This window comes from Pseudoduganella sp. jia 12 (assembly GCF_055502675.1).
This window is the reverse complement of the sequence record NZ_JBUXKP010000013.1, coordinates 31,229-51,714: the sequence shown is the minus strand read 5'-3', so window position 1 is coordinate 51,714 and position 20,486 is coordinate 31,229. Positions and strand designations below refer to the sequence as shown.

The 20,486-nt window shown below is 60.4% G+C and carries 14 protein-coding genes; 9 read left to right on the top strand and 5 right to left on the bottom strand.

The window, feature by feature from the left end; genetic code table 11:
* Window positions 1–104 precede the first annotated feature (104 nt).
* From ACY65G_RS25140 to ACY65G_RS25120, 5 genes are all read left to right on the top strand, one after another.
* A complete protein-coding gene (locus tag ACY65G_RS25140; protein WP_465000020.1) occupies window positions 105–2,501 on the top strand; it encodes a TonB-dependent receptor in 2,397 nt (798 codons plus the stop codon).
* Window positions 2,498–3,628, top strand: a complete 1,131-nt coding sequence (locus ACY65G_RS25135; protein WP_465000019.1) for a glycerophosphodiester phosphodiesterase — start codon at window positions 2,498–2,500, stop codon at window positions 3,626–3,628. Before ACY65G_RS25140 ends, ACY65G_RS25135 begins: the two co-directional genes overlap by 4 nt.
* A gap of 101 nt (window positions 3,629–3,729) precedes the next feature.
* Complete coding sequence (locus ACY65G_RS25130; RefSeq protein WP_465000018.1) at window positions 3,730–4,794, top strand: SDR family oxidoreductase; 1,065 nt, start codon at window positions 3,730–3,732, stop codon at window positions 4,792–4,794.
* Between the two features lie 462 nt (window positions 4,795–5,256).
* Window positions 5,257–7,452 (top strand): patatin-like phospholipase family protein, encoded by a 2,196-nt coding sequence (locus tag ACY65G_RS25125; protein ID WP_465000017.1) that lies wholly within the window; start codon window positions 5,257–5,259, stop codon window positions 7,450–7,452.
* Between the two features lie 285 nt (window positions 7,453–7,737).
* A complete protein-coding gene (locus ACY65G_RS25120) occupies window positions 7,738–9,603 on the top strand; it encodes an ATP-binding response regulator (RefSeq protein ID WP_465000016.1) in 1,866 nt (621 codons plus the stop codon).
* On the opposite strand, the gene ACY65G_RS25115 is transcribed toward ACY65G_RS25120, so the two are convergent.
* Window positions 9,596–10,291: a response regulator gene (locus ACY65G_RS25115; protein WP_465000015.1), complete on the bottom strand. Its 696-nt coding sequence runs from the start codon at window positions 10,289–10,291 to the stop codon at window positions 9,596–9,598. The genes ACY65G_RS25120 and ACY65G_RS25115 overlap by 8 nt on opposite strands.
* Window positions 10,292–10,463: 172 nt before the next feature.
* Between ACY65G_RS25115 and ACY65G_RS25110 the strand changes: the two genes are divergently transcribed.
* The 4 genes from ACY65G_RS25110 to ACY65G_RS25095 all read left to right on the top strand — a co-directional run bounded on the left by ACY65G_RS25110 (window position 10,464) and on the right by ACY65G_RS25095 (window position 14,500).
* A complete protein-coding gene (locus ACY65G_RS25110; protein ID WP_465000014.1) occupies window positions 10,464–11,057 on the top strand; it encodes a hypothetical protein in 594 nt (197 codons plus the stop codon).
* A gap of 148 nt (window positions 11,058–11,205) precedes the next feature.
* Entirely contained in the window at window positions 11,206–11,943 is a 738-nt protein-coding gene (locus tag ACY65G_RS25105) for a hypothetical protein (RefSeq protein WP_465000013.1), read from the top strand.
* A 9-nt stretch (window positions 11,944–11,952) separates the two neighbouring features.
* Window positions 11,953–12,171: a hypothetical protein gene (locus ACY65G_RS25100; protein ID WP_465000012.1), complete on the top strand. Its 219-nt coding sequence runs from the start codon at window positions 11,953–11,955 to the stop codon at window positions 12,169–12,171.
* 280 nt (window positions 12,172–12,451) lie between these two features.
* Complete coding sequence (locus tag ACY65G_RS25095; protein WP_465000011.1) at window positions 12,452–14,500, top strand: S8 family serine peptidase; 2,049 nt, start codon at window positions 12,452–12,454, stop codon at window positions 14,498–14,500.
* A gap of 362 nt (window positions 14,501–14,862) precedes the next feature.
* On the opposite strand, the gene ACY65G_RS25090 is transcribed toward ACY65G_RS25095, so the two are convergent.
* From ACY65G_RS25090 to ftsB, 4 genes are all read right to left on the bottom strand, one after another.
* Window positions 14,863–16,029: a hemin-degrading factor gene (locus ACY65G_RS25090; protein WP_465000010.1), complete on the bottom strand. Its 1,167-nt coding sequence runs from the start codon at window positions 16,027–16,029 to the stop codon at window positions 14,863–14,865.
* Window positions 16,030–16,040: 11 nt separating this feature from the next.
* A complete protein-coding gene (locus tag ACY65G_RS25085) occupies window positions 16,041–18,347 on the bottom strand; it encodes a TonB-dependent receptor domain-containing protein (RefSeq protein WP_465000009.1) in 2,307 nt (768 codons plus the stop codon).
* A gap of 191 nt (window positions 18,348–18,538) precedes the next feature.
* The gene (locus tag ACY65G_RS25080) at window positions 18,539–19,744 is read right to left on the bottom strand and encodes an ammonium transporter (RefSeq protein ID WP_465000008.1); all 1,206 of its coding nucleotides are present in this window, start codon (window positions 19,742–19,744) and stop codon (window positions 18,539–18,541) included.
* A gap of 298 nt (window positions 19,745–20,042) precedes the next feature.
* Window positions 20,043–20,384 carry a cell division protein FtsB gene (ftsB, locus tag ACY65G_RS25075; RefSeq protein ID WP_465000007.1) on the bottom strand — a complete coding sequence of 114 codons (342 nt, stop codon included), beginning with the start codon at window positions 20,382–20,384 and terminating at the stop codon, window positions 20,043–20,045.
* Window positions 20,385–20,486: the final 102 nt, after the last annotated feature.

Sequence of the window (20,486 nt, the reverse complement as noted above, 5' to 3'; positions counted from 1 at the left end):
GAAACATTGTTTCACGGTAGTCATCACCTCGTCACATCGGCTGGCTACGCTGCGCGTCGTTGCGTTTTTATTACTTTCTTTACTAACTTAACGACGAGCTAACGATGAAGAAACAGATCAAGGCCGCCATGGTGGCGAGCCTGGCGCTGGCGCCGCTGGCGATGGCACAGCAGGTGGCAACGGCGGTGGCAGCGATGGAAAGTGCCGCGGTGGCCAATGCGGTGGATGCGAACGGCGAGGCGGCAGCGGCGGCGGCCGGGCCGGTCGCGACGGTGGAAGTGGCCACGCGCCGTACCCGTTCGTCGGTGGCGATGAAGGGCGACGAGATCCAGAAGATCCTGCCCGGCACCAACCCGCTGAAAGCGCTGCAGACGCTGCCCGGCGTCAGCTTCCAGACGGCCGACCCGTGGGGCAACAACGAGCAGAACCTGTCGCTGTTCGTGCACGGCTTCTCGGGGCAGCAACTGGGCTACACAATGGATGGCGTGCCGCTCGGCGACCAGCAATACGGCAACTACAACGGCCTGTCGCCGCAGCGCGCGGTGATCTCGGAAAACGTGCGCGGCGTCGTGCTGTCCTCCGGCGCCGGCGACCTGGCCACCGCGTCCACCAGCAATCTCGGCGGCACCATCGAGACGTTCTCGTCGGACCCGCTGGCCGAGCGCAATTTCGCCGTCCAGCAAACACTGGGCAGCCACGACACGTCGCGCACCTTCCTGCGCTACGACTCGGGAAAAATCGGCGACGCCAGCGTCTACGTCTCCGCCATGCACCACGAAGCGCGCGCCTGGGACTTCCACGGCCGCCAGGGCGGCGACCAGGTCAACGCCAAGTTCGTCAACGACAACGCCGCCGGCCGCCTGACGGTCTTCTTCAACTACAGCGACAAGATCGAGCCGAACGAGGACAGCACCGTCCACTCGGCCACCGAGAAATTCCAGCTGTACACGCGCCCGTTCCTGTACCCGGACTTCCAGGCCGCGCTGAACTACCTGTCGCCGACGGGCGCCACGCCGGCCGCCGATGGCAACAACTACCGCAACTACTACAGCGATGCGCAGCGCGAGGATTACCTCGGCTACGTGAAGTACGACTGGAACCTCTCCGACACCACCACCTGGTCGAACCAGGTGTATTACCACTACGACGATGGCGTGGGCGTCGTCGCCGGTCCGATCGGCGTGGCCGGCCTGCCCGCGCTGTTCGCCGTCTATTACCCGAACCAGAACCTGAAGCAGGTGTTCGGCAATTCCGGCTATGCCACGCGCACGACCGAGTACCAGATCAACCGTACCGGCTGGCTGTCGACCCTGCGCACCGAGATCGGCGACCATACGATCCAGGGCGGCCTGTGGTTCGAGAAAAACGCATCGCAAGCCTACCGCCGCTGGTATGCGCTGGACGTGAACAATCCCAGTTCGCCCTACGACCGCCCGGAAAACCCGCTGATCACGCAGTACGGCAGCGAGATCGACAACAAGGTGGTGCAACTGCACCTGCAGGATGAATGGCGCGTGCGCCCCGACCTGGTGCTGCAGGGCGGCTTCAAGTCGAGCCTGCAGTTCGCGCGCGGTACCATGCCGGTGCAGCCGAAGCTGGGCGCGATCGCCGGCGGCTCCACCGCGCTGCCGGAAGGCGATATCGACACGAAGAAATGGTTCCTGCCGCAACTGGGCGCGCGTTGGGATGTTACCGGCACCGAGCAGGCCTTCGTCAACGTGCAGAAGAACATGCGCCAGTTCGTCACCTATGGCGGTGGCGGCGCATCGCCGTGGAGTCTCGCCAGCCAGTCGGCGTTCGACCTGTTCAAGTCGACGGCGAAACCGGAAACTTCCGTCACGTTCGAGGCGGGCCTGCGCACCAGCCGCTCGTTCAGCGCCGGCCCGCTGACCGGCTTCGATGGCCAGGTCAACATCTACCACGTAAACTTCAAGGACCGCCTGCTGACGACGAGCCCCACCCCGGTGATCTCGGCGATCATCGGCGGCAATCCGGTGCTGGCCAACGTGGGCAGCGTGAAGACGGACGGCATCGACATGTCCGGCACGTTCCACTTCGGCCGCACGTTCTCGTTCTACGACGCGATCTCGTACAACCGCTCGAAGTACGAGGACAACTACCTGAACGGCGCCGCCACGGTGCCGACCGCCGGCAAGAAGATCCCGGGCAGCCCGGAATGGATGAACAAGTTCGTCGCCTCGCTGAACGTCGGCGGTACCGAGTTCCAGCTGAGCGGCGACTATGTCGGCAAGCGCTATGCCACCTATACGAACGACCTGTCGGTGAGCAGCTACTTCCTGCTGGGCCTCGGCATTTCGGGCAAGCTGCCGTTCCTCGACGGTGGCTGGGTGAAGAATGCGCGCTACCGCGTCAACGTGACGAACCTTGCCGACCGCCGGGGTGACCTGAACGTGGTCGTGGGCGCGGCCGACAAGACGTACAATACATTCCCGATTGCCCCGCGGCAGGGGTTCATCACCGTGATGGCGGACTTCAAATGACAAACTGGGTCAACAAGCGTTACCTGTCGCGCCGCGGCTTTATTACGGTCGGCGCGAAAACTGCGGTGGCCACCGCAGGTGCTCTTCTGCTGCCAGCCGCATTTGCGGCCAAGCCGGCACGGCCACTGGTCATCGCGCACCGCGGCGCCTCGGCACTGCGGCCCGAGCACACGCTGGCCGCCTATGCCAAGGCGATCGCCGACGGCGCCGATTTCATCGAGCCGGACCTCGTATCGACGAAGGATGGCGTGCTGGTCGCGCGCCACGAAGCCTTCCTCTCGGAGACCACCGACGTGGCAAAGCGCCCCGAGTTCGCCAGCCGCCACGCGCGCAAGACGATCGACGGTGTCACCCACGACGGCTGGTTCGTCGAGGATTTCACGCTGGCCGAATTGAAAACGCTGCGCACGGTCGAGCGCATCCCGCAATCGCGCCCGCGCAGCGCCAGGTATGACGGCATGTTCCAGGTACCCACGTTCGAGGAAGTGATCGACTTCGTGGCCGCGGAATCGGCCACGGTCGGCCGCACGATCGGCCTGGTGCCGGAGCTGAAACATTCCATGTATTTCGCCCGTCTCGGCCTGCCGCTGGAGGAGCGCGTCATCGCCACGCTCGGCGCCCACGAATACACACGCCGGGCGCCGGTCGAGATCCAGTCGTTCGAGGTGGCCAACCTGCGCATGCTGCGCGAAAAGCTGGGCAAGCGCGCCAACCTGCGGCTGGTGCAGCTGGTCGGCGTGGGCCCGGTGAAGCCGAGCGACGTGGCGGCGGCGGGCGGAGCGCTCACCTACGCGGAAATGGCGACACCGGCCGGCCTGCGCGCCATCGCCGAATACGCCGACGTGTTCGCCCCGCCGACCCGCGCACTGATTCCTTTGCGGAAGGATGGCCGGCTCGATGCGCCCACGCCGCTGGCGGCCGATGTCCGCGCCAGCGGGCTGCGCCTGGTCACGTGGACGTTCCGCCCCGAGAACCGCTTCATCGCCGCCGACTTCCGCGACGGCGGCGGCGACGATGCGCGCAACGAAGCCGGCTCCATTGCCGAGATGCGGCGCTACCTGGAGCTGGGCCTGGACGGCTTCTTCACCGACGATCCGGCGCTGGGCGTGAAGGCGCTGGCCGGCTGACACGGCCGGACGACAGCCGCCGGCAACGCACGGCTGCCGGCGGTGCCGCCGGTTCGCGCCGTTTCCCTGTAAAGTCCTGCTTTGTCCCAAAGGAGTAAAGCATGATCAACAAGGCTCTCATCATCGGCAGCAGTGGCGTCGTCGGCAGCGCGCTGGCCGAGCGGCTGCTGGCAGAAGGCTGGGAAGTGCATGGCGTTTCGCGCGGCCGCACGCCGGGCGTGCCGGGCGTGCGGCAGATCAGCGCGGATCTCACGTCGCCCGACGTGGCACAGGCGCTGGCTGGGGTCGACCCCAGCCATGTATTCGTTACCGCCTGGTCGCGGCAGGCGAACGAAGAGGAAAACATCCGCGTCAACGGCGCCATGGTGAAGAACGTGCTCGACGCGGTCGGCCCCGCCGGCAGCGTGCGCCACGTGGCGCTGGTGACGGGGCTGAAGCACTACCTCGGCCCGTTCGATGCGTACGGCAAGGGGGCGGTGCCGATCACGCCGTTCCGCGAGGAACAGGGCCGCCAGGATGTGCCGAACTTCTACTACGAGCAGGAAGACCGCCTGTTCGACGCGGCGCGCCAGTACGGCTTTACGTGGAGCGTGCACCGGCCGCACACGATCATCGGTTTCGCGGTCGGCAACGCGATGAACATGGGCCAGACGCTGGCGGTGTACGCCGCATTGTGCCGGCACACCGGCCAGCCCTTCGTGTTCCCCGGCAGCCGCCAGCAATGGGAAGGCCTGGTCGACATGACCGATGCGCGCCTGCTGGCCCGGCACCTGCAATGGGCATCGACCAGCACTGCCGGTGCGAACGAGGATTTCAACGTGGTCAACGGCGACGTGTTCCGCTGGCAGTGGCTGTGGCCGCGGCTGGCCGACTACTTCGGCGTGGAAGCCGCGCCGCTGCCGGCCGTCACCAGCCCGCTGGAATCGCGCATGCACGACGCGCCCGCGCTGTGGCGCGAGATCGCCGCACGGCACGGGCTCGCCGAGCCGGACGTCACGCGCCTGGCTTCATGGTGGCACACGGACGCCGACCTGGGCCGCCCGATGGAAGTCATCACCGACATGACGAAGAGCCGCAAGGCCGGGTTCCTGGATTACCAGGGGACGCCGGAGGCGTTCTTCGACCTGTTCGAGCGGCTGAAGCGGGAAAAGCTGATTCCGCTATAACGCCCTCCAACTCATCCTGAGGAAGCCTTGGTCCGCGAGCTGTCGCGGGCACGGCAACGGGAAAGTCAGCCATGAACTCGCAGGAGCGCTCCGTTCTCGACTGGATGAACGATTGGATGTCTTCGTATATCGATTCGTGCAACCGCCAGACTAGCATGGTGCATGGAACAAAAAGCAACACTGGCCGGACACATGGCAAGAAGATGAAGCTTTTTCCCATTAAGCTACGGTACGCTGGCTGACATGGCATGTTATCCGCCCCATCTGGTCATGGAGGCAACCCTTGAACCGGTTCTCCTGGTATCAACGCTGCTTCATCCCGGCTGACAGCTCCCCGGCGGTTACCGCCTTGGTAACCGCTGCTTTCTCACTGCCTGTCATCCAGCCACAGCGCAGCCGGCGCAGTCGACGCACGTTCCCTAGGTGTTTTTGTTTGACGCTCCCCTGGGTCTGGTGCCGAGCATGAAGGCGCCCATCCTCGATCACACGCTGATCCGCTCCAAGAGGCTGACGCGTATCGCCTTCCTGCTGCGCTGCATGAACTTGTGTTTTTACCCGCTGCTGACTGTTGTGCTGGGCAACTGGGTACTGATGGGATTGCCACAAGCGCGGGAGGCCTTGACCGCATTCACTACGTTCGAGGAAGGGGGCGCCAGTGCGCTATGGAAGTCGCCACAGTATTTCGCCTTTCTTTTTGCGGTGTTGTACTGGAGCTTTACTGCGTGGTACTGCGCAAGGATCATGCTCGGAAGGCGCTTTCCACGTGACGACCTGTGGCATTGTCACGACCGGCGTTTCGCATACTGGATCAACCGGCTATTGCCGCGCTTCCTGGGCGTTGTAAGTACGCTACCCACCACCTTCTACCTCATCCTGGTTGGCTCCGATACGTACTTGTGGGTGCCATTGGCCTTGCTCAACTGCCTGTTCCTGGCCTTTATTGTCTGGCGTCGCAAGTCCAGGCTGTTCGCCAGCATCACGCCAACGGCGGCTCATCGGCGATACGATCCATTTCCGGACCGCTTCGATGCTCTGGGGCGTTCTGGCAGCGCCGTGATATTGACCATCTTTACGATCTCGTTCGCAGTACTGGTGGCCTTGACTACGCATCCGGTATCCGCAGCCCGGCTGCTGGGCCCTGCTGCCCTGATTCTCCTTGCCCTTGGCTCCTGGACTGCTTTCGGCGCCATCATTGCCACGTACACTCCACGCCGCTTCGGATGGCCATCGCTGGCCTCTCTGCCTTTCCTGTTATTGTTTCTCGCCTCCTTTGTAAATGAAAACCATGTAATTGGCGCTTCCGAACGCCAGGTCGCCAAGATTGCCGAACGCCTGGGGCTACTGGACGATTTCACGAACTGGCTGGCAGCCCGGCCCCCGGAAGCCACAGACGATCCAATCTACCTGGTCGCTGCAACCGGGGGCGCGTCACGCGCTGCGTACTGGACCGGAATAGTCCTGCGTGACCTGGAAAACGAGGCACGGCGCAATCGGCGCCGCTTTGCCGAGAACATCTACGCCGTCAGTGGCGTATCCGGGGGCAGCCTGGGATTGGCCGCTTTCATTGGCGCGCTGAAGGCAGAGCATCGTCGAGAACCCGAGCTGCGGCCTGATCCGACAACTTTCCTCAAACAGGATTTTCTTTCCCCTCTTATCGGTGCAGGGCTGTACATCGATACAATCGCCCGTTTTCTGCCATTTCCGTGCTATGCATGTGATCGCTCACGCGCCATCGAAACTGCCTGGATCGAGGATTGGCACAGCCTGCTCGGCACTTCCGACGCGGCCAGCTTTTTCGCCGAGCCTTTCCTGGCCGCCAAGTCAGCGCGCTTGCCACGGATGCTTCTGAACACGACCGCGGTCGACGATGGCCGTCGCGTTGTGCAGGGGCAAGTTAAATTCGTGCCGCGCCAAGCTTACGACCTGTTCGCGCCCGAACTGCTCACACAGCATCTCAGCGTTGCCCAGGCGGTGCATAACAGCGCCCGCTTTGCCTACGTCAGCCCGGCCGTAAAGGTCACATGGAACGACGGTCGGCCGTGGGACTATCTGGTCGATGGCGGCTACTTCGAGAATTCGGGTGCCGCGACCGTCAACGCGTTGATCGATGAACTATTAAGTCCACGCATGAAAGCGAAGCTTGACGAACGCTTTCCGGACAATGGGGCAGCCCGCTTCCAGGCACTGCACAAGAAACTTGTCGTGATCTTGATCGAGAATGAACCAGTCGGCGACCGGCAATGGATCTGTCCCCGGACATCGCAGCCCAAAGAGGCCCCGGCACGACACTATTGGCCAGAGGTCACCATTCCCGCAGTAGCGCTGTATCAGACTCGCACGGCGCGCGCCCAGGCCGCCGTGGATGAGACGATCCGCCGGCTTAGTGATTGCGAGGGCTCCCCGGCGGTATTCGAGCTGCGCTATCCCAAACTGAAGCAAGTCAAGAACGAACCACCATTGAGCTGGTACCTGAATGACGGCACGCGCCGTGCCATGGAATCGGTAATGAGGCGTAGCGACCGCGACGAATCGCTGCGCCTGCTGAAAAAAAACTGGTCTGATCTCGTCGCACGCATGAAAGAGGACAGTGCCATTATCTCGTCGCCACGCCTTGACGGTCCGGAAAGACAAGTGCCGGCCCCGGAATCGATACGATGAAATTGTGCATCGTCCCTGCGTGACGGACAACCAAGTGCTGGCGCAACCTGGAATACAGGAATGCTACGTTTTGTCGTCGCTCCCTGGTTCCTGTCTATCCAAGCCTCTGCTCGGCGGCTGCATGCCACCGGACACCCAATACCTGAGCACTCGGCTTTTCATCGAACACAGCGCAGGCGCCTGAACTCGACATTAAGGTGGCGACTACTCGATTCAGAGGATGTCGGTATGGATGGCTTTCGAATAAACTGAATACAACATTTCGCCACTTCTCGGTTGGATATCATGGAACTCAGCAGGTTTGGCTACACTCGTCTGCTTTCGAGATTCACATTCCTGAGCCGAAGCGAAGCTTTGGATGTTGAGCTCAAGCAAATTGAAATGGCATTCGAAGCTACACCGAAAAACCTGATTGCTGGAATACTTGCAGTCGCATTGATTTGCACTGGCTTATGGACGATACCGTCTTCCGAATACAATGTTAACTTAAGACCTTTCATCCTGTTATGGGCTGCTCTGACTATTGCAGTTTTGTGTCGCGGAATATATTTAAGCCGAAATTTCCGGCAAATGCTTACTTCACATACGAAGATCCAGCATGGCAGGAAGCTTGCCACAAATGGCACTCTTGCTGGCCTGGCATGGGGAAGTTCCTCATTTCTTCTATTGCACCCTACGAATATAGAGCAATCGACATTCCTGACCTGCTCTATCGGCCTGGTGATCATGGGCGGCGCGGGAGCCCAAGCACAATATAAACGTCTGGTAATCCGGTTCGTCCCCTCTACAACCATCATGTTCATCTGCGGAATTCTAGCCAATCAAGCTTTGCCGAAATTGATGGCCGTAGGTTTCATATTGTACACGGTTGTTGCCCTTGAGTTTGCACGACAGCAACAGGCGTCCGTCAAGCAGGTTATCCAGCTGAATATGCAGAATGAGGCACTTCTGAAGCAAGCCAAGGAAAACCTGAAGGATCTGGAGAAAACCCGTGCCCAAGCTGAAAGTGCGAACGGTGCCAAGACAAGGTTTCTGGCCGCCGCCAGCCATGACTTGCGCCAGCCAATGCATGCGTTGATGCAATATGTCGATCACTTGCGGAGGATACGCAACAAGCAGGATCTCGAGAACACGCTCGATCGAATTGATTCGGCGACAAGCGCGATGAAAGACTTGCTCGATGCCGTGCTCGACTTATCCAGGATTAATCTTGGTGTAATACGGCCTGAAATCACGGCGATCAATCTCGGCGAGATATTGGATCGGGTGCGAATGCAACTCCTGCCGCAAGCAGAGGCTGCCGGGCTGGATCTGGAGATCGATTGTTTTTCCGGTTGTGTAAAGAGCGACCCCATACTCCTCGAGCGTATCATTCGAAATATAGCCTTGAATGCAATTCGCTATACGGAACATGGCAGGGTAAGTATCAAAGCGGATACAAAAGGATGCCATACGATCTTGCGGATTGTCGACACGGGAATCGGCATACCCAAATCTCATCGGGAGAAAATATTTGAGGAGTTTTATCAAATAAACAATTCCGCTCGGGATCGGCGGAAAGGTCTGGGACTGGGACTGGCAATTGTTTCTCAACTCGGCACCCTTCTATCGCATCCCATCAAGTTTCACTCCAAGGTCGGCAAGGGTACCATTTTTCGTATTGCACTGGAAAACTGCCCAAAAGAATTGCAACAAATCCCGGACAACACGGATATATGCAGGAACTACCTATATGGAAGTACGGTGCTAGTGATCGACGACGATCCGCTGATTTTGGAAAGCATGAAATGTACGTTACAGGATTTCGGGTGCCATGTTTTAACTGCGGCCAGCACGATGGAAGCGCTTGCCGTGGTGGGCGGGGAAGCGCGTGTTCCCGACCTGATTGTAAGCGACTACCATTTGCGATACACGGAAAACGGCATCGATGCGATCAAGATTTTACGAGACAATCTTCATGGTGAAGAGTCTCCGGAGGTACTGATTCCAGGGCTCATCATTTCGGGAGATACATCGCCGGAGGAACAGATCACGGTCTCCCATTACGGACTTGAAATGCTGTACAAACCGCTTTCGCCAACTACGCTGCGTGGCAAATTGAACGAAATGCTGGAACGATACCATCATGCCTTGCGCCATGACTCTATTTAAGGGGAAATTTTAACCCCAGGCGGCCAATTTCCGCGAGTACAGCGGTCTTCCCTTCGCCATGTATATTGAGTTTGTTGGCGATGTTTTTTATGTGAGTCTTGACGGTTAGTTCAGAAATATCCTTGTTACGATGCCTGGAGATAGCCAGAGCGATCCCCCCCAATGTAAGCCCCCGCACCAGAAAAGCTGCAATCAGCTGCTCGGTTTCAGTAAACAAGGGGTTTTTGAGCCCGGCATGGTCATCCATATGGTTCAATTCGGGCAATTTATTGACCCGTCTAGCCGACAGGTAGATTTCCGGTATATAAACTCCACCAGCCAGGGTCAGTGAAACCGCATTCTTGAAGATATCCGTTGCCACGCCTTTCGGTATGAATCCGGTAGCGTGTTCATTCAAGATCCCATCAATCATCCCGGCGTCTTCACTCCCCGAAACAATAACAATACGGGGAATGGAAAGCCGTCCGTCCAGATAACCGCGAACCCTCTTCAGCGTGTTGACTCCGGCACTGTCGGCGATACTCAGGTCCAGCAGTACCAACTGGATATCCGAATGAGTGGAAAATATCTTCTCCACTTGCTCCAGGGAATCTGCCTCGAGAATCTGGCAGTCGGGATTCAGATCGTGCAGAGCGAATCTAGCTCCATCCCGGACCATTGTATGGTCATCTACGATAAGAATCTTCATGTCATCTCCGCCAAATCGAGTAGTCGAAAAAAACTGTACTTACTACTCGGAACGTAGGAAGCGCAAAAAAACAAGGAAGTTCATCATGGATCCATCGCTTGAACACGGATCCATGGCAGTCAAAGCATTCGCGGATTAAGCGACCATTCTAAACCGATTTGAAGGAACAATCATGAAATCGATGGTTTTGAAGAAGCTCGTTGTGGCTTTCGCGATCGTAGCTGGTCCTTTTGTGACAGCACATGCAATGCAAATGCCGTCTCAGGTTGCTTGCCAGACGCCTTTGGGCATTTTTGCCATGCCGAATGGCATGCCTACCCCGGGAGCGCCGTGCGGTAACGGCAGGGATCATGGAATTACCGTTGTGTTCCCGGGTGCGGGACAAGTCCCCCACCTTCCCCCTCCAGTAGGAATGCCTTTTCCACCCCAAGGCCTGGGCCAGACGAATCCACAGGGGCCTGTTGGGTGGCGCGGTCAGGCGGCAGGCCTGCTGGGCGCGAACCGTGAAATGCAGTTGTCTGCGGAATGCTCCGCTGCAGGCCATCCCAAGGCAGTCGCCGCTTGTATCACCGCACGACTCACTGCGGAGGAATTGCAGAAATGCAGGAACGGTGTTGGATCCTCCAACGGCTGCTTCGGTCCCAACAATACGATTCGTTTTCACCTTGAAAATACTTTCAAGGACATTACCCAAGGTCCGGGTCCTGAAAATGACCTTGTGGGAGAAGAGGGTTTCGTCTGCAAGAACCTGGGATTGTGCCTTTGACCGCATGCCGGCAAGGCGCCAGCTCTACTGCTCACCGGTAGTTCCATGACCAATTACTGCAATGAGCTTTCCGCTAAACAGAAAAATGGCACGTTGAAACCGATCCTGGCTTGCGGCCGGGACAATTCGACAATCCAAGGGGGGTAACATGTTTCGATTATCAGATACAAGAATCGCCAGTACTGCTTTTATTGCGGTGCTTCTCACCGGATGCAGCAATCTCATTTCCCAAAAACGCGGTGATGTCGTGCTTCAGGATGCGGACGCATTGAAAGGCAAGTTGATGACTCAGCCGGCCCAGTTGCGCAATGTCTACATCAAGAACCCCACGGCTGACAAGGAACTTCCCTCTTATATTTCCTGTGCAGAGCCCGCACCCGATGCTGCGCTGTCCGATACGTTCAAGCTGATCGCAGGTGTGTCCAAAGGAGTGGAGACAGATGCTTCCACGGCAGCTATGGCTGCCAAGGCCGGCAAGAACCTGGCAATTAATACTGATTTCCAGACGAGTACGACTGTCCTGGAGTTAGCGGGCCGTACCCAGTTGGTACTGCTGGCCAGGGAATTGCTTTTCAGAACCTGCGAATCTGCGGCCAACAAGTGGATGGACGGACCACAGGTTTCCGCCGCGCATGATCGAGTCGTTCTGGCTCTGGAAACGATGACGGCGAATGCAGGGAAAGAAGCCGATGCAAAAATCAAGAATGCCGAGACGGCAGCAAAAGCGTTGAGGCTGGATGCCAAGATCATCGGTTCCAGTGCTGCACATGCGGACACTTTCTTCCGCCAGCAGTGTATTGCTGAATATGATGACTGTATGACCAGAACAGCCGGCGATTCGGCCAAGGAAAAGACCTGCAAGGCTGCGGTAGCAAACTGCTATTAGGAGATTAACATGAGCGGATTTATTGACTTTCTTAAGGAAAAGAAAGACAAAGGTGAAGAAGAATATTTCTTCCTGGGCGGCCATATTATGAAGGGAAAAATTATCCACGCAGCGACCGATATGATCAAGTTTATCGTCACCGATGGCAAGGATAAAGGCGCAGCCTTTGTTCTTCATTACACGCAGATCGGCTCCGTTGTGGGAGCACCTGTGGCAGCGGATGACTGACCCGCCGGCTTGTCGCAATCCTTACCGGGGCTTTGCGTGACTGGCTCCGGCATATGTCGGCGTCGTCTCGAAGTAGTGAATCGAAAGCAGGATGGCGCTACCACAGTGGTGTAAAGCAGAGTCTGGCAAGACAGGTTGGCACGCCGCGTTGAAATGGAAAAACAGAAGATTTTCGACATTTGGAAGCAGTATCGCACCTGTTTTACAGGAAAATTATAGAAGAGATTTTCTGGATGTTCTTGATATTAATATTTTATATTCATATGGATAGGAGGCTGCGATGGACGAGACCAATTATTTCTGGCAAGGCGGACGCAGGATCGAAGTGCGTAAGGATGAATCGGCCATCACGATCCAGGCCACTGACGAGGCGGAGGTCATGCACGCTGCCGGAAAGGCGGGCGTGGCACTGGCCGAAACAGCGCCTGTCAGCTCCGGGCTTTACCGCGCCACAGTCGTTGACGATCGCGAAGAGGCCGTAAACCGGTTGCGCGCGAGCGAGCAGATCGTGCACCACGTTTATCGCGACCGTCAGACAGGAGAAAGCGAATATCTCATTACTGAAAGCTTCTTTATCAAGTTCAAGCCGGAAACACCAGAAGACCGCATCCTCGAGTACGTGGCTACCGAGAATCTCGTTGTCGAGAAACCCATGGGAAACAAGACATTCCTAGTCCGCGTTTCCAACGCCACCGGCCGAAATCCAATCCGCACCGCGAATGCGGCAAGGGACCGGGACGACGTCGAATACGCGGAGCCGAACCTGGTCAGACAGTTGACCAGATTCGCCTTCATTCCTCCCGATAGCCTGTTTTCGAAGCAATGGCACCTGCACGCACCAGCAATTCAGCCTGAACTCGAACCCGGCGCCGGGATCTTTGCACCCGAGGCATGGGACATTACCCGCGGCAGGCGGGACATCGTGATTGCAGTGGCCGACGATGGCTTCGACCTTGCCCATCCGGATTTCCAGGGCGTGGGGAAAGTAGTCATCGGGTTAAATGCCATATTGCGCGATGTTCAAAATAACGCTGCCATTGAATGGAATGAGGACGTATCGCCTCGGCCTGGCGACTATCACGGTACACCTTGTCTTGGGGTCGCGGCGGCCGAAGGCAACGGTACTGGTGTCGTCGGCGTCGCGCCGGGTTGCTCGATCCTGCCCGTACGTTTCCCGCTGTCGACAATGAACGATGCGCATTTCATCGTCATGTTCGAAAAGATTTCCGCGCTGGCAGATGTCGTTTCGTGCTCATGGGGCTACGGCCCGGCCGATGCACCGATGAGCACCCCCTTGAAGAACGCGATTGCCACGCTGGCCAGGACAGGCGGCCGGCGGGGCAAGGGCCTGGTCTTCTGCATCGCCGCCGGCAATAACAACTGCCCGGTCCAGGACTTCGAGAATACGCAGATCTATCGCTACCGCAATCAGTCAGGTCTCATCCGCAGCTATAGCGGGCGGATCGATCGCTGGATTGCTGCGCATCCGGACGTCATCACGGTCAGTGCCAGCACTTCGCGTAAGACGCGTGCGGCCTATTCTTCCTGGGGTAAGCAGATCAGCGTCTGCGCCCCATCTGATAATTGGGACGATCTCGGCCAATTCTCGCCCGCGGGCCTGGGAATTACGACAACGGATAACGAAGGGTTCGGCCTCAATACTGATTTCACGTCGGGCTCGCGCTTCACCGACCGGTTCGGCGGCACGTCCAGCGCGACGCCGACAGCTGCGGGCGTCTGCGGATTGATGCTGTCCGTGAATCCGATGCTGACGGCGAAGGAGATCAAGGAAAAACTGCAGCAAACGGCGGACAAGGACATGTCCTTCGTGACCGATTCCCCGGTCAACAAGCCAGGCGACTTCGACGCGGAAGGGTTCAGCCTCTGGTTTGGATACGGCAAGGTCAACGCATTGCGCGCCGTGCAGGCTGCGGCGTCCGGCATCGTGGAGGAAAAGCCGGTCGATGTCAGACAGACCGCGTCAAAGCTCATTCCCGACAACGGTACGCCTGTCTTTAGTTCCATCGATTTCAATGAGAGCGGCAAAATCACCGAATTCCGCATTCAGGTGAATATTCGCCACACGTATATTGGCGACCTGCGAGTCGACCTGCTCACTCCGGATGGGAGTGCAGTGGTGTTACATAACAACGCCGGCGGCTCGGGAGACAACTTGATCCGAACGTATTCCGCTCTAGATACGCCAGCGCTCCGGCCACTTCTCGACAAGCCGATTCGTGGTACATGGCAGTTGCGCGTCAAGGATACCGCCCGGTTGGACGTTGGCGAAATCAATGGGTGGCGAATCGCCGCGCGGGTGACAGCATAACCCCCAGTGTTCGTTACCTTGTTCGATCGTCGCGTCGAGCTTGAAGATCGCCCCGTACGGTTTCTCTCCGATACCGCGCGGGGCTGATTCAAAAGAACAGGCCGGCGATGCGAACGGCATACTGCCGAGTGGTACTGGAGTCGTTCAACGCTAATGGGTCACCGAGCAGTCGCCGACGGCCATTTTTCGAGGGACAAACTCGGGAATCAACGCCCCGGTGGCGTCCATGGTTCATGACCGCCTCTTGCATCCGCCATAGCATGCGGACCATGGCTTCCCTGGTCCGCTCGTGTCAGCGCCTGTCGATAACGGTCCCGATACCGGGGCGGTATCCGGCACATCCTCATCCCCGCTTGCCTGGCTTACGCCTTCGGCAGCGCCGCGGCCAGGTCCAGCCACGGCTGCGGCTGCGGCTTGCCCCGCTCGCGCACGCCGAAGAACGTGACCACGAGTTCGCCCCTGTCGTCGTAGAACTCCACCGATGTCACGCCGGCACGCTGTAGCACGTAGCCCGCCTTGAGCGACTTGTCGCGCAGGTGCAGGTTGAAGTCCGGGTCGAGCACGTTGAAGTAGCCGCCTGCTTCCTGTACCTTGTTCACCTTGCCGCTGTAGATCTGCGTGACGGCGCCGTTGCCGACGAAGGCCATGATCGGCACCTCTTTCGACGCGGCCTGTTCCAGCAGTTGCCGCACCGCCTGCGGCGCCACCTTCGTCACCACGCCGGCCGGCGCCAGGCGCAGCGCCTGCTCGCGCGACAGTTTGAATTCCGCGACGATGCGGTTGAACTGGTGCACGTCCGACATATCCTTCCACGCCTGCTGGAATTCCTTGACGTCGACCGCGGCATCCGGCTTCTCGGCCGCTTTCGGCGCGGCAGCCACGATGCCCAGCTTGCCGTCCTGCTGCGGGTGGCGGAAGTCGGCCACCAGTTTGTCGAAGACCGCGACCTTGCCCTCATCCTTCAGGTACACCTTGTGGACAGCCGTGCCGTTCTCGTCGAAGAACTGCAGGCTGCGCGACACGTTCCCATCCTTGCCCGGCTGGACGACGGCGAACGCATGCTTCCATTTCGGGAACTGGAAGCGCAGGTCGATCGGGCCGCCCAGGTAGCCGCCGGCGATGTTCAGTTCGCGCGCTGCGCGTTCCGCATCCTTCGCACCCGCATTTATCTCATCCTCACCTTGTTTGGCGATGCGCGTGGCCTCGCCCGTGACTTCGATGACGGCGTTCTCGTTGCGGGTGAGCGCCATCACCTTGCCCAGGTCCAGCGCGCGGCGCATGATCTCGCGCGGTGCGTGGCTGGTGTCGGCCAGGCGCGTGACGGTGTTGCCGATGCCGGACGCCAGCAGTTCGGCCTCGGAAACGTTCAGCTGTTTCGCGGCGTCGCGGATGCCCAGTTTCGGCTGCTCGGTGCGCAGCGTGGTCCAGCGCTCGGCCAGCGTGGCGGCGCCGGCGTGGCTGGCGGCCATGCCGAAGACCAGGGCGCCGGACAGTGCCAGCAGGCCGGTATAACGACGGGGGGTTTTCATGCTTTTTCTCCTCAGTAAATCACTTTGAGCGTGACGGCGCCGTAGCGGCCGGGGCGTGCCTGGCGTTCGATGTCGCCCAGCGTGGCGGCCGTGGTGCCGGCGGCCAGGCTGCGCGACGATGCGTAGTCCCAGTATTTTCTATCGGCCAGGTTGTAGATGCCGGCCGTGATGGCTGCATGCTTGCCGATGTTCCAGTAGGCGGTCAGGTCCGCGACCGTGGCGCCGGGCACGGCGAAGCGCGCGCCGGTGACATTCGAGATCACGTCCGCGCCGGCCTGCCTGCCGCGCACGTTGAAGACCGACAGTGCCGCCCCGCCCCGCCTGGCCGGATCGTCCCATGCGAACGTGGTGCTGACCTTGCGCGGCAAGGTGGAAGCCAGCTCGCCTTCGGCGCCCGTGATCGTGTTGCGTGCCTTGCTGTGCTGGACGCCGGCGCCCACGGTCACGCTGGCGCCATCCAGTGCGGCGTTCCACTGGCCCAGTGCGAAACTGGTGGAGATCTCGGCGCCCCACGTTTTCGCTTCGCCCACGTTCTCCGGCCGGAACAGGCCCTGCGTGATGGTCGGGAAGTTGACCGGGTCGGCCGGCTGCGTGGCGTATTCGATGAAGTTCTCGTACTTCGTGTGGAATACCGAGGCATCGAACGTCACGCCGCGCGCCGGCTGGCCGGAAAGGCCCAGTTCGAACGCATTGCTGGTTTCCTTTTTCAGGTCGGCGTTGCCCAGCACCGCGTAACCGTTGCCGCTGCCCGTATAGGCGAACGAGTCGTAGGTGCCGGTCAGTTCCGCCGCCGTGGGCAGGCGCGTGCCGCGCGTCCAGCTCGCATAGGCCATCAGCTCGGGAAGGAACTTCCAGCTCAGCTTCAGGCTCGGCGTGAAGTAGTCGTCCTTCCGCTCGCGCAGTTCTTCCCGCGCGGCGGGCACCGCCACCACGTAGTCCTCGATATTCTTCGGCTTCAGTTCGCGCCAGTCGTAGCGCAGGCCGGGCAACAGGGTCAGGCCTTCGGCCAGCACGATGTCGGCATTGGCGAAGACCGCCAGCTTCGTCGAGTCCGTATCGACTATGCGGTTCTTGCTGGTGATCTGGTGTGCGCCCGTGGCCAGCACCGTACGGTCTTCGCGCCACGGGCGGCGCGTGTCGACGGTTTCCGCGCTGATGCCGTACGCCAGTTCATGCGCGCCGAGCGCCTTCACGGCATGGCTGGCCAGGCCGCGGCTCTTGTTGAAGTAGCCCGTCTCGATCGAGCGGTCGTAGCGCTGGCCCTGGGAGACGTAAGGGCCCGTCGTGTGGTCGTCGACTTCGGCGTTCTGCGCGTAGATGCGCGATTCCAGCCTGTCAAACAGCGTGGTCCTGGCGGCGAATTCATGGTCGAGCGAGAAGCGGTTGCGCCGCGTTTCCGATTGCTGGTCCACGCCGGCCGGATACAGCGTGCTGGTCTTGTTGACGTAGGCGCGCGTGTGGCTGGCCTGGTAGGCGTCGATGGTGGCGGTGAGCTTGTGGCCGGCGAACGGCGACCACACGAGCTTGGCCAGCAGCGCATCGGACGTCCAGTCGTCCGGGTTCGTCACGGCACTGCCCTCGGATTCGTACTCCTTGCCGTCGCGGTGCACGAGCAGTGCCAGGACCTGCAGGTCGCCGGCCTGCGCGGCGCCCGTGATCGCATGCATGCGCATGTTGTTCGACCCGTCGTAGCCGAATTTGTAGTCGGCATGGATGGGACGATCCGCGCTCAGGTAATCCTCGGGCGCCTTCGTGGTGAACTGCACGGAGCCGCCCAGGCCGGGCGTGCCAAGGCCGGTGCCGGTGCTGCCGGTGGTACCGGATACGATGTTTACTTCACGGAACGTTTCGGGGTCGAAGTAGTCGCGGCCGATGCCGAAGCTGTTCAGCGTGGAGCCGTCGGGCTTCGGTGCCGCGTCGGGCAGCGCAATGCCATCGAGGTCCATGCTCACGCGGTTGCCGTCGATGCCGCGGATGTTGAAGCCCGTGTTGCCGCTGCTGTCCCACACGCTGCCCGAGCCGCTCGCCGCGTTCGGCACGCTGACCAGCGGTGCGTAGCGGGCGATGTTCTGCATGTTCTGCGCCGCCTGGCGCGTCAGGTCGTCGGCCGTGACTGTCGTCGTGGTGCCGGCCTTGGCCGGCTGCGCGTCGCGGTCGGCGGTCACGGTGATCTCGCCGAGGGCGGAGGTGGACGAGGCGGTGGCTGAGGTGGTTGCGGAGGGAGTAGAGGCGGCGGTGGTTTGGGCGTGGGCCAGCGGCGCCAGCGCGGACATCAACAACGCCGGCAGCAGGCGCCGGCGCGCGGTAAGTGCATCCATGGTGTTCCAGTGTGGGAGTCAGTCGGAAGCTGGCGCCTGGCGTGGAACAGGTGGCTGGCAAAGACCGCCATCTTAATGCGAATGATTCTTATTTTCAAGCGAAGAAATGTTGCGGAGTCTTATCAGTCACTTCCCTTGCGGTACGTTCAGAACATACCGCGCGGGTGTGACCGATCCGCGACGCCGTGGCGTCAGCCGGCGCTCGTTTCCCGCTCCGGCGTGGCGCCGATCTTGTGGATCGACAGGTCGGCACCGTTGAATTCCTGCTCGGGGTCGAGCCGCAAGCCCACGGTCAGCTTCAGCACGCCGTACACGAGCGCGCCGCCGGCGCTGGCGATAACGATCCCGAGTACCGTGCCCGCGATCTGCGACAGCAGCGACACGCCGCCCAACCCGCCCAGCGCCTGGCTGCCGAAGATGCCGGCGGCGATGCCGCCCCAGGCGCCGCACAGGCCGTGCAGGGGCCATACGCCCAGCACGTCGTCGATCTTCCAGCGGTTTTGCGCCAGCGTGAACATGATCACGAAGATCGCACCCGCCACTGCCCCGGTGGCCAGTGCGCCGAGCGGGTGCATCAGGTCGGACCCGGCGCAGACGGCCACCAGCCCGGCCAGCGGGCCGTTGTGGACGAAGCCGGGGTCGTTCTTGCCCAGCACCAGCGCGGCCAGCGTGCCGCCCACCAGCGCCATCAGGGAGTTCACGGCAACGAGGCCGTTGATCTTGTCGAGCGTCTGCGCGCTCATCACGTTGAAGCCGAACCAGCCGACCGCGAGGATCCACGCGCCCAGCGCGAGGAACGGGATGTTCGATGGCGGGTGTGCCGCGATGCGGCCATCCTTGCCATAGCGCCCGCGCCGCGCGCCCAGCAGCAGCACGGCCGGCAGCGCGGCCCAGCCGCCGACGGCATGCACGACGATCGAGCCGGCAAAGTCATGGAATGGCGCGCCGAACGCCGATTCCAGCGCCGCCTGGAGTCCGAAGTTGCCGTTCCAGGCGATGCCTTCGAAGAAGGGATAGATGAAACCGACCAGCAGGGCCGTGGCGATCATCTGTGGATAGAACCTGGCCCGCTCGGCAATGCCGCCGGAAATGATCGCGGGAATGGCCGCGGCGAACGTCAGCAGGAAGAAGAACTTCACGAGGGCATACCCGTTGTTCGCCACCAGCGTATCGGTCGGCCCGAAGAAATGCACGCCGTACGCGATGCCGTAACCCACCGTGAAATACACGATGGCCGACACGGAAAAATCGACGAGGATCTTCACCAGCGCATTGACCTGGCTTTTCTTGCGCACCGTTCCCAGCTCGAGGAACGCGAATCCGGCATGCATCGCCAGCACCATGATGCCGCCCAACAGGACAAACAAGGCATCGGCACCGCTCTTGAACGACTCCATTGACCACTACTCCCCGGTTAAGTGCAAAAGCACGCAAGGAGTGCAAGAACCATGCCGCTTACGGAAGCGATGCGCGTAACTGGTGCGGAATATCGAACAAAGATATTTCGCACCGATCTCGATAGCTCTACAGCACCGCATTGGTGCAGCCTGCGCCAAATTGGGCCGCGACAAATCCGGGGACGTACCCCTGTTTCCAGGAAATGATTTGCTGGATAGTGTCTGGAACGCCGGCCATCCGTGCGGAATGATGCCAAAGTTTCCTCGAAACAGGGGTCCGTCCCCTGTTTTCAGGCAACTAGCGCGCTGGTTTGGCAGGCACGTCGGGCGGTGGCGGGGCCGGCGTGGCGCCGTCGCCGGGGATCTGGCCTTTGCGCAGGATTTGCACGTAGATTTCGTTCTGCTTGATCATCGACAGCTCGTAGCGCGCGCGTTCCTCGACCGCGCCGGTGCCGTCCTTCAGGTCGCGCACTTCGGAGTCGAGCTTGGCGTTGCGGCGCCGCAGTTCCTCGTTCTTCGCGTGGGCGGCATCGACCTTCTCTTCGAGGTCCTGCACCTTGAGCCAACCGCCCTTCCCCAGCCATAACGGATATTGAATCAGCAGCAGCAGCGCTGCCAGGGCGAGGGTAATCAGACGCATAAAAATAAAGCACCGGCCGGGAAGCCCGGCCGGTGTCATAGTGGTGAAGGATGCCGTGTTACTTCAGGCGCATTCTACTCGAGACGGATTTATCTCAAGCGT

What these genes read in the sequence shown, in the direction of transcription:
- ACY65G_RS25130 (WP_465000018.1), top strand. Translation starts at nt 3,730, where the DNA reads ATGATCAACAAGGCTCTCATCATCGGCAGCAGTGGCGTCGTCGGCAGC.
- ACY65G_RS25085 (WP_465000009.1), bottom strand. Translation starts at nt 18,347, where the DNA reads ATGGATGCACTTACCGCGCGCCGGCGCCTGCTGCCGGCGTTGTTGATG.
- ACY65G_RS25090 (WP_465000010.1), bottom strand. Translation starts at nt 16,029, where the DNA reads ATGAAAACCCCCCGTCGTTATACCGGCCTGCTGGCACTGTCCGGCGCC.
- ACY65G_RS25095 (WP_465000011.1), top strand. Translation starts at nt 12,452, where the DNA reads ATGGACGAGACCAATTATTTCTGGCAAGGCGGACGCAGGATCGAAGTG.
- ACY65G_RS25100 (WP_465000012.1), top strand. Translation starts at nt 11,953, where the DNA reads ATGAGCGGATTTATTGACTTTCTTAAGGAAAAGAAAGACAAAGGTGAA.
- ACY65G_RS25110 (WP_465000014.1), top strand. Translation starts at nt 10,464, where the DNA reads ATGAAATCGATGGTTTTGAAGAAGCTCGTTGTGGCTTTCGCGATCGTA.
- ACY65G_RS25115 (WP_465000015.1), bottom strand. Translation starts at nt 10,291, where the DNA reads ATGAAGATTCTTATCGTAGATGACCATACAATGGTCCGGGATGGAGCT.
- ACY65G_RS25120 (WP_465000016.1), top strand. Translation starts at nt 7,738, where the DNA reads ATGGAACTCAGCAGGTTTGGCTACACTCGTCTGCTTTCGAGATTCACA.
- ACY65G_RS25105 (WP_465000013.1), top strand. Translation starts at nt 11,206, where the DNA reads ATGTTTCGATTATCAGATACAAGAATCGCCAGTACTGCTTTTATTGCG.
- ACY65G_RS25135 (WP_465000019.1), top strand. Translation starts at nt 2,498, where the DNA reads ATGACAAACTGGGTCAACAAGCGTTACCTGTCGCGCCGCGGCTTTATT.
- ftsB (WP_465000007.1), bottom strand. Translation starts at nt 20,384, where the DNA reads ATGCGTCTGATTACCCTCGCCCTGGCAGCGCTGCTGCTGCTGATTCAA.
- ACY65G_RS25140 (WP_465000020.1), top strand. Translation starts at nt 105, where the DNA reads ATGAAGAAACAGATCAAGGCCGCCATGGTGGCGAGCCTGGCGCTGGCG.
- ACY65G_RS25125 (WP_465000017.1), top strand. Translation starts at nt 5,257, where the DNA reads ATGAAGGCGCCCATCCTCGATCACACGCTGATCCGCTCCAAGAGGCTG.
- ACY65G_RS25080 (WP_465000008.1), bottom strand. Translation starts at nt 19,744, where the DNA reads ATGGAGTCGTTCAAGAGCGGTGCCGATGCCTTGTTTGTCCTGTTGGGC.